The 13,646-nt window shown below is 69.5% G+C and carries 10 protein-coding genes and 1 tRNA gene; 1 reads left to right on the top strand and 10 read right to left on the bottom strand.

The window, feature by feature from the left end:
* Positions 1–26: 26 nt before the first annotated feature.
* The 7 genes from rho to QM774_RS01975 all read right to left on the bottom strand — a co-directional run bounded on the left by rho (position 27) and on the right by QM774_RS01975 (position 9,351).
* Complete coding sequence (gene rho, locus QM774_RS02005) at positions 27–1,766, bottom strand: transcription termination factor Rho (protein WP_414974296.1); 1,740 nt, start codon at positions 1,764–1,766, stop codon at positions 27–29.
* Positions 1,767–1,939: 173 nt separating this feature from the next.
* Positions 1,940–2,896, bottom strand: coding sequence for a homoserine kinase (thrB, locus tag QM774_RS02000; protein ID WP_414974295.1), 957 nt, complete (start codon positions 2,894–2,896; stop codon positions 1,940–1,942).
* Positions 2,896–3,987, bottom strand: coding sequence for a threonine synthase (thrC, locus tag QM774_RS01995; protein WP_414974294.1), 1,092 nt, complete (start codon positions 3,985–3,987; stop codon positions 2,896–2,898). The genes thrB and thrC overlap by 1 nt, the downstream gene beginning before the upstream one ends.
* Positions 3,980–5,287, bottom strand: coding sequence for a homoserine dehydrogenase (locus QM774_RS01990; protein WP_414974293.1), 1,308 nt, complete (start codon positions 5,285–5,287; stop codon positions 3,980–3,982). Before QM774_RS01990 ends, thrC begins: the two co-directional genes overlap by 8 nt.
* On the bottom strand, positions 5,284–6,705 hold the full coding sequence (lysA, locus tag QM774_RS01985) for a diaminopimelate decarboxylase (protein WP_414974292.1): 1,422 nt from the start codon (positions 6,703–6,705) through the stop codon (positions 5,284–5,286). Before lysA ends, QM774_RS01990 begins: the two co-directional genes overlap by 4 nt.
* Positions 6,706–6,710: 5 nt before the next feature.
* Entirely contained in the window at positions 6,711–8,363 is a 1,653-nt protein-coding gene (argS, locus tag QM774_RS01980; RefSeq protein ID WP_414974291.1) for an arginine--tRNA ligase, read from the bottom strand.
* A 136-nt stretch (positions 8,364–8,499) separates the two neighbouring features.
* Positions 8,500–9,351, bottom strand: a complete 852-nt coding sequence (locus tag QM774_RS01975) for a shikimate 5-dehydrogenase (RefSeq protein WP_414974290.1) — start codon at positions 9,349–9,351, stop codon at positions 8,500–8,502.
* 14 nt (positions 9,352–9,365) lie between these two features.
* Here QM774_RS01975 and QM774_RS01970 point away from each other — a divergent pair, with 14 nt between their 5' ends.
* Entirely contained in the window at positions 9,366–9,626 is a 261-nt protein-coding gene (locus QM774_RS01970) for a hypothetical protein (protein WP_414974289.1), read from the top strand.
* Between the two features lie 37 nt (positions 9,627–9,663).
* Here the strand turns inward: QM774_RS01970 and QM774_RS01965 are convergent.
* The 3 genes from QM774_RS01965 to QM774_RS01955 form a co-directional block, all read right to left on the bottom strand.
* Positions 9,664–9,736, bottom strand: a tRNA-Arg gene (locus QM774_RS01965).
* Positions 9,737–9,790: 54 nt separating this feature from the next.
* Positions 9,791–12,382 carry an AAA family ATPase gene (locus tag QM774_RS01960; RefSeq protein ID WP_414974288.1) on the bottom strand — a complete coding sequence of 864 codons (2,592 nt, stop codon included), beginning with the start codon at positions 12,380–12,382 and terminating at the stop codon, positions 9,791–9,793.
* Positions 12,379–13,617 carry a metallophosphoesterase family protein gene (locus QM774_RS01955; protein ID WP_414974287.1) on the bottom strand — a complete coding sequence of 413 codons (1,239 nt, stop codon included), beginning with the start codon at positions 13,615–13,617 and terminating at the stop codon, positions 12,379–12,381. Before QM774_RS01955 ends, QM774_RS01960 begins: the two co-directional genes overlap by 4 nt.
* Between the last annotated feature and the right edge of the window lie 29 nt (positions 13,618–13,646).

Raw genomic sequence — 13,646 nt, 5'->3', positions numbered from 1 at the left:
GTGAACTCGACGAGCGTGCGTGACGATCAGTCGTTCTCGGGCAGAGCTCCCGGAGCGTTGGACTGCACCTGCATGAGGAACTCGACGTTGGTCTTCGTCTTCTTCAGCTGCGCGATGAGCAGGTCGATCGCGGCCTGGCTGTCGAGACCCGAGAGCAGGCGGCGCAGCTTGTGCACGATCGCGAACTCGTCCGGGCTGAGCAGCAGCTCGTCCTTACGAGTGCTCGACAGGTTGACGTCGACGGCCGGGAACACGCGGCGTTCGGCGATCTTGCGGTCGAGCTTGAGCTCGGCGTTGCCGGTGCCCTTGAACTCCTCGAAGATCACCGTGTCGCCGGTCGAACCCGTCTCGACCAGCGCCGAGGCGATGATGGTCAGCGAGCCGCCGTTCTCGATGTTGCGGGCGGCGCCGAGGAAACGCTTCGGCGGGTAGAGGGCGGTCGAGTCGACACCGCCGGACAGGATGCGGCCCGACGCCGGCGAGGCGTTGTTGTAGGCGCGACCCAGGCGGGTGATCGAGTCGAGGAGGACGACGACGTCCTTGCCCTGCTCCACCAGGCGCTTGGCGCGCTCGATGGCGAGCTCGGAAACACTGGTGTGGTCCGACGGCGGCCGGTCGAAGGTGGAGGCGATGACCTCACCCTTGACGCTGCGCTGCATGTCGGTGACCTCTTCCGGACGCTCGTCCACCAGGACGACCATCAGGTGGCATTCCGGATTGTTGGTGGCGATCGCGTTGGCGATGTCCTGCAGGATCGTGGTCTTACCGGCCTTGGGCGGCGACACGATCAGTGCGCGCTGCCCCTTGCCGATCGGCATGATCAGGTCGATGACGCGGGTGTCGAGACGCTCCGGAGTGGTCTCCAGACGCAGACGCTGGTTCGGGTACAGCGGGGTCAGCTTGGAGAACTCGGGACGCTTCTTGGCGGTCTCGGGATCCATGCCGTTCACCGTGTCCAGCCGGACCATCGGATTGAACTTCTGACGGTTGCTCTGGTTGCCGCCGCCGGAGTTCTCCCCCTCGCGCGGCACCTTCACCGCACCGGTGATGGCGTCACCGCGACGCAGGCCGTAGCGACGCACCATGTTCATCGACACGTAGACGTCGTTGGGGCCGGCCAGGTAGCCGGAGGTCCGGACGAAGGCGTAGTTGTCGAGCACGTCGAGGATGCCGGCGACCGGGGCGACGGCGTCGCCCTCGTTCAGCTGGGGCTCGGCGTCGTTGTTGCGGTCACCGCGATTGCCGCGGCGACGCTCGCGACGGCGACGGCCGCGGCGGCCGCCGCCCTCACCGTCGTCGTCGTTGTTGTTGTTCTTCGGGCCGTTGTTGTTCTGCCCGTTGTTCTGGTTCTTCTGCTGGCCGTCGTTCTTCGAGCGCTGCTCGTTCCCTTCGGCAGAATCCGAACGGCGCTTGGTCTCACCGTTCTTGGTGTCGCCGTTCTTGGCCTCGCCGGTCTTGGCCTCACCGTTCCCGTCGGAGGGCTCGGTGCGGCGCTGCTCACCGCGGTCGCGCTGACGGCGCTCGCCGCGGTCGTCGGACTGCGCGGCGTCGGCGGGTGCGTTCTGCTCGGCGGGGGCCTGCGCGGCCTGCTTGCGGGATGCGCCGCCGGACTGCTGAGAGCGGATCGCCTCGATCAGCTCGCCCTTGCGCATGCCCGAGATGCCCTTGATTCCCAGGTCACCGGCGACTCCCCGCAGTTCGGGGAGCAGCATGGAGGCGAGTCCGCGCTTCTGGGTGTCGGGAGTGGTCAGGTCCGTATCGGTCACGGATGTCCTTTCGTTGCCCGGGGCAGACGCCACCGGGCCCACCTGATGACAAGTGGTGTGGAGATTCTCATTGTTCGGCCGCGGCGGTGAATACCGGAGAACTGGGATTCCCGATCAGAGAGTCGGGAGCCTGCGCGGCGTGAACGCGCTCAGTATATCACCCGACGTCGAGGTCAGGAGTGAACCTCGACACCCCCGGCGACCGGAAGGGGTCGCATCACGAATCCGTGCGTGGCCGCAAGCGCCGATTCGGCGTCGCCGAGCTCCGCTGTTCCCAGGACGACCACCGACGGTCCGGCACCGGACACGGTGGCCGCGTGACCGGCCTTGCGCAGGTCGGCGACCAGGGCGGCGGTCTCCGGCATGGACGGAGCGCGGTATCCCTGATGGAGCCGGTCCTCGGTGGCGTCGAACAGGCACGACGGGTCCGTGGTCAGGGCGACGACGCCCAGGGCGACCCGGCTGACATTGAAGACGGCGTCGGCGCGCGGCACCGAGTCGGGCAACAGACCGCGGGTGACGTGCGTCGACGACTCGCGGTCGGGAACGAATGCGGTCACGACGATCGACGGATGCAGGTCCAGGTGGCGGGCGAAGTAGCCGCCGTCGGCCGACATCCAGGTGACCACTCCCCCGCCGAGAACGCTGGCGGCGGCGTTGTCGGGGTGACCCTCGAACTCACCGGACAGCTGCACCAGCTCGGTGTCGGTCAGGGCCGGACGGCGCCCGTCGGCGGCGATCAGCCCGGAGGCGGCGGCCAGTCCACCGACCACGGCGGCGGCCGACGAACCCAGGCCCCGCGAATGCGGGATGACGTTGGTGCAGTCCAGGTGGAGTCCGGGCGCGCCGACGCCGGCGGCCTCCAGACCGCGGATCACCGCGCGCGCCACCAGATGCCGGGCGTCACGCGGCACGTCGTCGCACGCCTGCCCGGACACGTCGACGCTCACACCGGACTCGGTGACGGTCACGGCGACCTCGTCGTACAGGCCCAGGGCCAGTCCGAGGCAGTCGAAACCGGGCCCGAGGTTGGCGGTCGACGCCGGCACCCGCACCCGAGAGGTCAGGCCGGGTGCGAGAGTCAGTTCCGCGTCGGGGGCGCCGAGAACCGGCGTGGCGTCGGTGGACATCAGGACTCGTTGACTCCGAGGGCGGTGGCGACTGCGACCGGATCGACCGGGATGGCCTTCACCTCGGGCATGTCCTTCAGAGCGGTGTCGGGGTCCTTCAGACCGTTGCCGGTGACCGTGCACACCACCGTCTCGCCGGCGGTGACCCAGCCTTCCTCGCGCGCGGCGAGCAGGCCCGCGACCGAGGCCGCCGAGGCGGGCTCCACGAAGACGCCCTCCTTGCCGGCGATCAGGCGGTAGGCCTCCAGCAGCTTCTCGTCGGTGGCGGCGCGGAACTGGCCGCTGGACTCCTCCTTGGCTGCGACGGCCTGATTCCAGCTGGCCGGCGAACCGATCCGGATCGCGGTGGCGATGGTCTCCGGATTGCTGACCGGCTCCCCGAGCACCAGCGGGGCCGCACCGGCGGCCTGGGTGCCCAGCATGCGCGGCAGGGTGTCGATGATGCCGTCGGCGTGGTACTCGGTGTAGCCCTTCCAGTACGCGGTGATGTTGCCTGCGTTGCCGACCGGCAGCGAGTGCACGTCGGGGGCGCGGCCCAGAACGTCGCAGATCTCGAACGATGCGGTCTTCTGGCCCTCGATGCGGGCCGGGTTCACCGAGTTGACCAGTTCGATCTCCGGGAACTCCGAGGTCACCTTGCGGGCCAGTTCCAGGCAGTCGTCGAAGTTGCCTTCGACCTGGATCACCTGGGCGCCGTGCATGACGGCCTGGGCGAGCTTGCCCATGGCGATCTTGCCCTCCGGGATCAGGACGGCGCAGGTGATGCCCGCACGCGTGGCGTAGGCCGCGGCCGACGCCGACGTGTTGCCGGTGGAGGCGCACAGCACGGCGCGCTTGCCGTTGTTGACGGCGGTGGTGACGGCCATCGTCATACCGCGGTCCTTGAACGACCCGGTCGGGTTGAGGCCCTCGACCTTCAGGTACACCTCGCAGCCGGTCATCTCGGAGATGACCGGTGCCGAGATCAGCGGGGTGCCGCCCTCGAGGAGGGTGACGATCTTCCAGTCGTCGCCGACCGGCATGCGATCGCGGTAGGCCTCGATCAGGCCGGGCCAGGCGCGGTGGACCGGGGTGTGTGCGGTGTCAGTCATCGGTACCTTCCAGGCGGAGCACGCTGGACACCTTGACGACGGAGTCCAGCGATTCGAGTGCGGCGACGGTCTCCGACTGGGCGCGGTCGGAGGCGCGATGGGTCACGACGATCAGCTTGGCGTCGTCGCCGGCGCCCTCCTGCCGCATGGCGGAGATGCTGACGCCGTGGCGGGCGAACTCGCCGGCGAGCTGCTGGAGCACACCGGGACGGTCCTGAACCTGCATGGCGATGTAGTAGCGGGTCGGCACGTCGTCGATCGGGGCGACCGGCAGGTCCGCGTACGTCGATTCGAGCGGTCCACGACCGCTGAACACACGGTTGCGGGCCGCCATCACCAGGTCGCCCATGACGGCGGCGGCCGTCGGTGCGCCACCGGCACCGGCACCGTAGAACATGAGACGTCCCGCGTTCTCGGACTCGACGACGACGGCGTTGTAGGCGCCGTTCACCGAGGCCAGCGGATGTTCGAGCGGGATGAGGGCCGGGTACACGCGGGCCGAGATCTTCTCGACGCCGCCGTCGTCGAAGCGTTCGCAGATGGCGAGCAGCTTGACGGTGCAGTCGAACTTGCGGGCGGCGTCCAGATCCTCCGGGGTGATCTTGGTGATGCCTTCGCGGTACACGTCGTCGGCGGTCACCCGCGAGTGGAACGCGATGGAGGCGAGGATCGCGGCCTTGGCGGCGGCGTCGTAGCCCTCCACGTCGGCGGTCGGGTCGGCCTCGGCGTATCCCAGGCGGCCGGCCTCGGCCAGCACGTCCGAATAGTCGGCGCCGGTCTCGGCCATCTCCGAGAGGATGAAGTTGGTGGTGCCGTTGACGATGCCCGCGACCCGGTTCACCGAGTCTCCGGCGAGGGACTGCGTGAGCGGGCGGATCACCGGGATGGCGCCGGCGACGGCCGCCTCGAAGTAGAGGTCCACACGGTTGCGGGCCGCGGCGTCGGACAGTTCGCCGGCATGCGCGGCCATCAGCGCCTTGTTGGCGGTGACCACCGACTTGCCGGATTCGAGGGCACTGAGGATCAGGGTGCGCGGCGGCTCGATGCCGCCGATCAGCTCGACCACCACGTCCACGTCGTCGCGGTCGATCAGCGACTGCGGGTCGTCGGTCAGCAGCGACGCGTCCACGTCGCGAGGCTTCGACGTGTCGCGCACCGCGACGCCGCGCAGCACGACGGGCGCACCGACGCGGGCCTGGAGGTCGTCGGCGTCCTCGGTGAGGATCCGCACCACCTCGGCACCGACATTGCCCATGCCGAGAACGGCGACGCCGATCGGCTTCTCCACGGGGTGGTTCATTCCCCACTCACCTCCAAGGTCAGGAAGTCCTCGACGGTCTCACGTCGCAGGATCAGACGCGAGTCGCCGTCGTGCACGGCGGCGACCGCGGGACGGGCCAGCATGTTGTACCGGCTGGACATCGAGTAGCAGTAGGCGCCGGTGGCGCCGACGATCAGCAGGTCGCCGGGACCGACGTCCTCGGGCAGCCAGCAGTCGCGGATCACGATGTCGCCGCTCTCGCAGTGCTTGCCGACGACGCGGCAGACCACGGCGCGGGCCTGCGATTCGCGGTTGGCGAGCCGCACGTCGTATTCGGCGTCGTACAGCGCGGTGCGGATGTTGTCGCTCATGCCGCCGTCGACCGAGACGTAGCGGCGGGTGGCGCCGCCGTCGAGGGCGACGTCCTTGATGGTGCCCACCGTGTACAGGGTCACGCCGGCCGGTCCGGCGATGGCGCGGCCCGGCTCGACGGCGATGGTCGGCATCGGCAGGCCGAGCGCCTCGGATTCGCGGCGCACGATGGCGGCCAGCGACTCGGCGAGCACGTGCACCGGCAGCGGGTCGTCGCTGGGCAGATACGAGATGCCCAGGCCGCCGCCGAGGTCGAGGACCTCGATCTGCTTGGTCTTCTCGACGCCGAACTCCTCGACCACATCGGCCAGCAGCGACAGGACGCGGCGGGCGGCGAGCTCGAAGCCGTCGATCTCGAAGATCTGCGAGCCGATGTGGCTGTGCAGGCCGACCAGGCGAAGATTCTCGGTGGCGAACACGGCGCGCACCGCGTTCATGGCGACGTCGCCGACGATGGCGAATCCGAACTTCTGGTCCTCGTGGGCGGTGGAGATGAACTCGTGGGTGTGGGCTTCGACACCGGAGGTGACGCGGATCAGGACGTCGGCGACCACCCCGCGCCGGCCGGCGACGCGGTCGAGCCGTTCGATCTCCATCATCGAATCCAGGACGATGTCGCCGACGCCGGCTTCCAGCGCCGCCGCCAGCTCGTCCTCGCTCTTGTTGTTGCCGTGCATGGCGATCCGCTCGGCCGGGAAGCCGGCGGCGAGCGCGATGGCGAGTTCGCCGCCGCTCGCGACGTCCAGCGACAGGCCTTCGGATTCGACCCACTGGGCGACCTGCACCGACAGGAACGCCTTCGACGCGTAGTGCACGCGGCCGTAGCGGCCGAACGCCGACTGGATCTCGGCGCAGCGGGCACGGAAGTCGTCCTCGTCGTACACGAACAGCGGGGTGCCGTACCGCGCGGCGAGATCGATGACCGTCACGCCGTTCAGCGTCACCACACCGCCGGCGTTGCGGGCCGTGTTGCGCGGATAGACCTCGGCCGGGATCTCGGCCATCGCCTCGGGACTGCTGGGCCGCTCCGCGAGGTGCGGGGCGGCGAGGATCTCGGCATGCCGGGGGCCTGCGGGGTGAGCCATTCTCATCACATCCGTTCGGGGGCGCTGACGCCGATGAGGTCGAGGCCGTTGGCCAGCACCTGGCGGGTGGCCTCGCACAGGGCGAGACGTGCGGCGTGGACGTCGCCGGGCTGTTCGTCGCCCTGAGGCAGCACGCGGCACCGGCCGTAGAAGCGGTGGTAGGCGCCGGCCAGATTCTCCAGGTATCGCGGGATCCGGTGCGGTTCGCGCAGTTCGGCGGCGGTGGCGACCACGTCGCCGAAGTCGCCGAGGGTGCGGATCAGTTCGCCCTCGGCGTCGTCGGTGAGCAGGTCGAGATGGTCGTCGGACGGCGTGATGCCCAGTTCGGCGGCGTTGCGGGCCAGCGCCGACAGGCGGGCGTGCGCGTACTGCACGTAATACACCGGGTTGTCGGCGGACTGCTTGCGCAGCAGATCCAGGTCGATGTCGATGTTGACGTCGATCGACGAGCGGATCAGCGCGTACCGCGCGGCGTCGACGCCGACGGCCTCGACGAGGTCGTCGAGGGTGATGACGGTGCCGGCACGCTTGCTCATGCGGACGGGCTTACCGTCGCGCACCAGGTTCACCATCTGGCCGATCAGCACCTCGACGCTGTCCGCCGGGTGGCCGAGCGCCTGCGCAGCCGCCTTCAGACGCACCACGTAGCCGTGGTGGTCGGCGCCCAGCATGTAGACGAGGTGGTTGAAGCCGCGGTCGAACTTGTCCTGCAGGTAGGCGATGTCGCCGGCGATGTAGGCGGCGTTGCCGTCGCTCTTGACGACGACGCGGTCCTTGTCGTCGCCGTAGTCGGTGGTGCGCAGCCACCAGGCACCGTCGGCCTCGTACATGGCGCCGTCGGCCTTGAGCTTGTCCAGGCACTTGTCCACGAGGCCGCGGTCGAACATCGAGTTCTCGTGCGTGTAGACGTCGAAGTCGGTGTGGAAGTCGTGGAGGGTGCTCTTGATGTGGCCGAACATCAGGTCCACACCCTGGGCACGGAAGGTCTCCAGCCGGTCGGCCTCGGGCAGGTCCAGGACGCCCGGGTTGGCCTCGACGACGGTCGCGGCGATGTCGTCGATGTATTCGCCGGCGTAGCCGTCCTCGGGGACCGGCCGGCCGAGCGCCGAGGCTTCGAGGGATTTCGCGAAGCGGTTGATCTGCTCGCCGTGGTCGTTGAAGTAGTACTCGCGGGTGACCTCGGCGCCGCGCGCGGCCAGCACCCGGCCGAGGGCATCGCCGACGGCGGCCCAGCGGGTGCCGCCGAGATGGATCGGTCCGGTGGGGTTGGCGGAGACGAACTCGAGGTTCACCACCGAGTCGGCGAGCTCGTCGCCGCGGCCGTACTTCTCCCCTGCGGCCCGGATGGTGGCGACGGTGGCGTTCTGGGCGGCTGCGGCCAGTCGCAGATTCACGAAACCGGGGCCGGCGATGTCGGCGTCGGCGATGCCCTCTGAGCTGCGCAGTTCGTCCACCAGCCAGGTGGCCAGTTCACGCGGATTGACTCCGGCGCGCTTGCCCAGCTGCAGGGCGATGTTGGTGGCGTAATCGCCGTGCTCGGGATTGCGCGGACGCTCCACCACGACGGTCTCGGGCACGAGTGACGTGTCCAGGTCGTGAGCCTGGAAGATCGTCAGCGTCGCGGCACGGATCAATGCAGCGAGATCGGTGGGAGTCACGGCTATTCATCCTAGGGTCCGCGGCGGGTCCGTGGATAACCGGTATCCGTCCCGGCCACACGGAAATGGCAGCCACAGCGAGTCCCGGGGCAAATAGCCCCCGGAGGCCCGCTCACTGCCACTTCTGTGGACCGGCCTACTGAGTCCGCGAATACTCCGACGCTTTACGCACCAGCTCCGGTGACGGCGTGACGCCGGTGTAGAGCGTGAACTGGGCTGCCGCCTGACCTGCGATCACGACGTCGCCGCTGATGGCCGGCCGACCGCTGTCGCGGAAGGCGCGCACGAGCGGCGTGTCGGGCGGCATCGCGACCACGTCGAAGCAGGCTTTCGCCGCCGCCACCGTGTCGGCGGGAAACGGGAGCCGATCGTCGGGGTCGCCGTTGGGCCCGGCCATGCCGATCGGTGTGGCGTTGACCAGCAGCGACGGACGGTCGTCGGCGGTCAGATGACTGCGGTAGCCGTACCCGTAGGCGGCGGCCAGTTCGGGGCCGGTGTCGGTGTTCCGGGCGACCACCAGACCATCGGTGAACCCCGAGTTCTTGAGTGCCGCGACGACCGCCTTGGCCATCCCGCCGCTGCCGGCGACCGCGACCGGCCAGGACGTGTCGAATCCCGAGTCGGCGAGGAGGTCGGCGACGGCCTGATAGTCGGTGTTGTACGCGTGAAGCACTCCGTCGTCGTTGACGATCGTGTTGACCGAGCCGATGGCCCGGGCCGACGGCTCCATCACGTCGACCAGATCGATGACCGCTTCCTTGTACGGCATGGACACCGCGGCCCCGCGGATCGGCAGTCCGCGGATTCCGGCGACCGCCGCCTCGATGCCCTTCGGCGCGAACGCCTTGTAGACGTAGTTCAGGCCGAGCGCGTTGTACAGGTAGTTGTGGAAACGCGTCCCGATGTTCGACGGCCGGGCCGCCAGCGAGATGCACAGGACGGTGTCCTTGTCGAGTGCCCGCGCGTGCGGGACGGCGTCATCGGTCATGACATCATCGAAGCATGAAGCGTGTGAGTACGAGCCTGATCCTGTTGGTCGTCGTCGGCCTGATCGGTGTGGTCTGGATGATCGCCGACGTCGTGCGCGAAGGCGCCTCGAATGTGCCCGGCAGCACCTGGTTCTGCGGCGTCCTCGGCGCCGTCCTCGCGATCAGCGCGATCTACCGCGAGTTCGGCGGACAGCCGATCATCACGGTGAACCCGGATCACGAGAGCGAGAAGGACCAGTTCGAGGATCAGAAGCGCCGCGACGGCCTCGTCTGACGAGCACACCGGCCGGAGGCCGGCAGGAATTTCACTGTGCCCCCCGTAGGATTCGAACCTACGACCTTCTGCTCCGGAGGCAGACGCTCTATCCCCTGAGCTAGGGGGGCGGACCAAGCGAAAGCAACATTAGCGCACACCGCAACCGACCCCAACACCGGTGGTCAGACCGCGATCGTGGTGGCGTCCGGAACCAATGCGTAGCGGTCCGGATCGCAGGTCAGGACGATGATCTGCGCGCTGGTGGCCGCCTGGCCGAGGACCGCGGTCATCGAGGCGAGCCGATCCGGGTCCGAGTAGCCGAGAGCGTCGTCGACGATCACCGGAACACCGTCGGCGGCATCGACGATCCGGGCGCAGGCCAGGCGGGCGATCAGACCCAGCTGTTCGCGTGCACCGCCGGACAGATCCGACACCGGAACCGTGGTCCCGTCGAGGGTGCGGGAAGTGATCGTGAAGTCGTCGTCGACCTCGAAGCGGACCGACTCACCGAACACCGGCGCGGCGAGCTCTTCGAGGCATGCGGTGAACGGTGCCACGTACCGCGATCGGCTCTCCGTCCGCTTCCGGTTCAGCGTCTCGTGCAGCACCCGGGCACCCTGCGCACGCTCACTCACCCGGCGAAGGTCGTCATGCGCGGCCGACGCGGCCGCCTCGGCATCGGCGAGCTCGTCCAGGCGATTCTCGGTCCGGAACAACTCCAGCTGAGTGCGCAGCGCCACCTTCCGGTTCTCCAGCGTCCGCTCGCGCTCACGCAGCCGTGCCACGCGATCCTCGGCCTCGGCACACACCGCCTCCAGACGGGCGATGTCGGCGCACTCGGCCTCGGTCTCGGCAGCGTCCAGCTCACCCTCCACATGATCGAGATCCGCGCGGGCCGTCGCGACCGCACCGTCGAGGGCCTCGTCGGAGTATTTCGCCCGGTCGGTCAGCAGAGTCTCACGACCCTCACTCAAGTCCGCGCGAAGCCGCTCCAGGCCCGCCGCCAGCAGTTCCGCGCGGGTTCGGGCGTTGTCGGCGGCGGCGCGGCGATCGGCCGCGGTCCGCTCGGCCTTGGCGATCAGGTCACTCAGGTCACGCTCGGCCACCCGCAGTTCAGCGGCCGATAGCTCCGGTACGGATTCGTCGTCCGGGAGAGCGGCGGCGAGCTGGTCACGCATCGCCGTCAGCTTCTCCGGCGTCGAGCCGTCCAGGAGGCGCCGGATGGCGGTCTCGATCTCGGTGGCCGCACGTCCGGCGGCGGCACGTGCCTCTGCTCGATCGGCGATCTCATCGAGCGAGGCGACGCCGCAGCGTGAGATCAGCACGTCGGCGGCCCGGCGGGCGGCAGCGAGTTCGTCGGCGAGAGCCTGCGTGCTCGCCGCCCCCTGCACGACCACCCGAACCACGCCGGGCACCTCGACCACGCTCTGCCCGACCGCGGTCAGCTCGACCGTGCCGTCGATCGCGGCGCCGTCGACCTCGACCGGCCGATCGGACAGTGCCGTCACCTCGATCAGCGCGGCGGCCGCATCGACGGTGGCCTGGGCCGCGGTGATCGCATGACTGAGACGGTTGGCCTCGGCCACCTCCGCAGCGGTCACCGGGTTCTTCGCCACCTCGGCGTCGAACGCTTCACGGCGAGTGGTCGCGGCGGTCACCTCTGCGAGAATCCTGTCGATCCGCTCGATGCGCTCACGAACCGACGCGGCGGCCTCAGCGGCCACCGCGGCGTCGAGTTCACTGCGGCGCCGATCCCGTTCGGTCCGGGAGCCGTGCAGCGACGTCTCCAGCTCGGCGGCCTCGCGATCGGCGGTCTCGGCGGCCGACACGGTGTCAGCGAGGGTGGCCTCGTCGGCGGTGACGCGGGCGGCGAGCTCGTTCACCTGGCGGTCTCGTTCGGTGCGCTCTTCGCGCCGGCGCTCGACCAGTTGCAGAGCCGACTGCTTCTGCGCCACCTTCGTCCGGGCGTGCTCGACCGTCGCGACGAGTTCGCGCGCCTGCGCCCGGGCCGCGACGGCGGAGGCCACCTCTTCGTTCGCATGCAGCAGATCGTCGGTGAGGGCGCGCAGTTCGGCGTCCACCGCAGGGAGTTCGTCGGCCGCCTCGGCGACCGCGTCCCGGGCGGCGCGCCGCGCCGTCACCTCGGCGTCGGCCTCGGCGGCGGCCTGCCGTGCGGTGGCCAGCTCGCCCGTCTCGCGGCCGGTCGCCGTGAAATACCTGCGGTACTCGCTTTCGACCGCGTCGACGAGGGCGGTGTCGTCGTCAGCGGTTCCGGACGAATCCTGTCCGGACCCGACCGCGAGGTCGAGAGCACGGGACAGTGCCGAGGAGTCCGCGAGGCCGCCGATATCCGGATCGGTGGTCTGCAGCAGCCGCAACGCGTCGAACAGGGCGTTGTCCAGTGACGCGTCCAGGATCTGCTGCACGCGCTCGTGCGCGGCCCGGCCGGTCAGCTGCTCACGACGTGGTTCGAGGATGGTCAGGGTGGTCTCGGGCCGGGAGTTGAACCGCTTGAAGTACCGGAACCGGTGGTCGCCGCACGTCAGCTCGGCGGTCACTTCGGAACCGACGTCGCGCCCCGACGGCTGAACGGCCTTCACGGACTTCTTCTTGCTGTCCGCCCGCTCTCCGAGAAGCAGATCGAGGGCCTCGATCATCGAGGACTTGCCGGCCTCGTTGGCGCCGTTGACGACCGTGACGCCGGTGTCGGCGAACGACACCTCGCGGTGGTCGATGCCCTTGAAGTCGGTGATCTCGAGCCGGTGCAGCCTCATCGGCGATCACCGGCCAGCCGGAACAGCAGGGCCAGTGCCGACGATGCCGCGGCGGCGTCGTCGGGATCGTCGGCGGCGGCGCGGGCCACCAGCTCGTCGGCCGCCTGCGCCGCATAGCCCTGCAGGTCCAGCGAGTTCACGTCGGTCGGGTCGGCGACGACCGCGACATCGTGGTGCCGCTCCCAGATCTGCAGTGCCGCGAACCGGTCGGCGTAGTCGTCGAGCAGGGCCTCCAGGTCGGCGTGATCGAACAGTCCGAGAGTGCCTTGCAGGGCGAGCTTGACGACGGTGCGCGACTTGTCGGGCAGTGCGTCGAACGCGGCACGCAGCGCGGCGAGGTCCGCGGCGCCGTTCATGTCCCGCTGCACGGTCGCGAAGGTCCACTTCCCCACCCGATGCTCGGCGACGTCGACGGCGGGCTGCTCACCGCCGCGCGACAGGGTCACCTGCAGAACCGAGCCGGAGGCCTTCTCCACGTGATCGAAGTCGGTCACCTCGGGGGCACCCGAATACCGGATCCGGTCCGAGCCGGCCACCCGCGTCGCCGAGTGGCGGTCGCCGAGCGCCACATAGTCCACCAGCCCGGAGTCGACGGCGGCCCGCAGCCCGTCGACACCGACGATCGACGGATCGTCGGCGGGACTGAACTCGTCGACGATGCCGTGTCCGACGACGATCCGGATGTCGTCGCCGGCGGTCAGGCGGCTCAGCTGTGCCGTGACCAGATCGGTGTCCGGAGACTTGGTGGTCCAGGGTGCCGCGACCAGCACGATGCCGTCCCGCACGCGGTGGGGTCCGGCCTGGTCGAGCACGTGCACATTGTCCGGGCAGGCGGCGCGGAAGGTGTCGCTCGAGTAGACGCTCGTCGCGTCGAGCGGGTCGTGGTTGCCGGGCAGCAGGTACACCGGCACCGGGTAGCGTCCCAGCGCATCGAGGGTGCGCCGGATGATGCGCGAGGACACCCGCGGATCGTCGAAGACGTCGCCGCACACCACCACGAATTCGGCGCCGGTGGAACGCGCGAGCGCACCAATCGCCTCGACCGCGTCCTCGCGCGCCGCGTTGTAGGTGTGCTGTGCCTCCCCGGCCAGGAAGTGCCTGGTCATTCCGAGCTGCCAGTCGGCCGTGTGCAGGAAGGTGACCGTGCGCTCGGCTCCGGACTCCGGCGGCGTCGCCGACGCCGGACCCCGGTCTTCGGGGCCCGGGTCGGGCAGATCGAACAGTGCGGCCGTCATCGGTCCCCCTTCCTCGGTTCGACTCGTCG

It is taken from the genome of Gordonia sp. (in: high G+C Gram-positive bacteria) (genome assembly GCF_047600565.1).
Taxonomy (GTDB): domain Bacteria; phylum Actinomycetota; class Actinomycetes; order Mycobacteriales; family Mycobacteriaceae; genus Gordonia.
The sequence above is the reverse complement of the archived record's forward strand: the minus strand, read 5'-3'. Positions and strand labels throughout refer to the sequence as shown.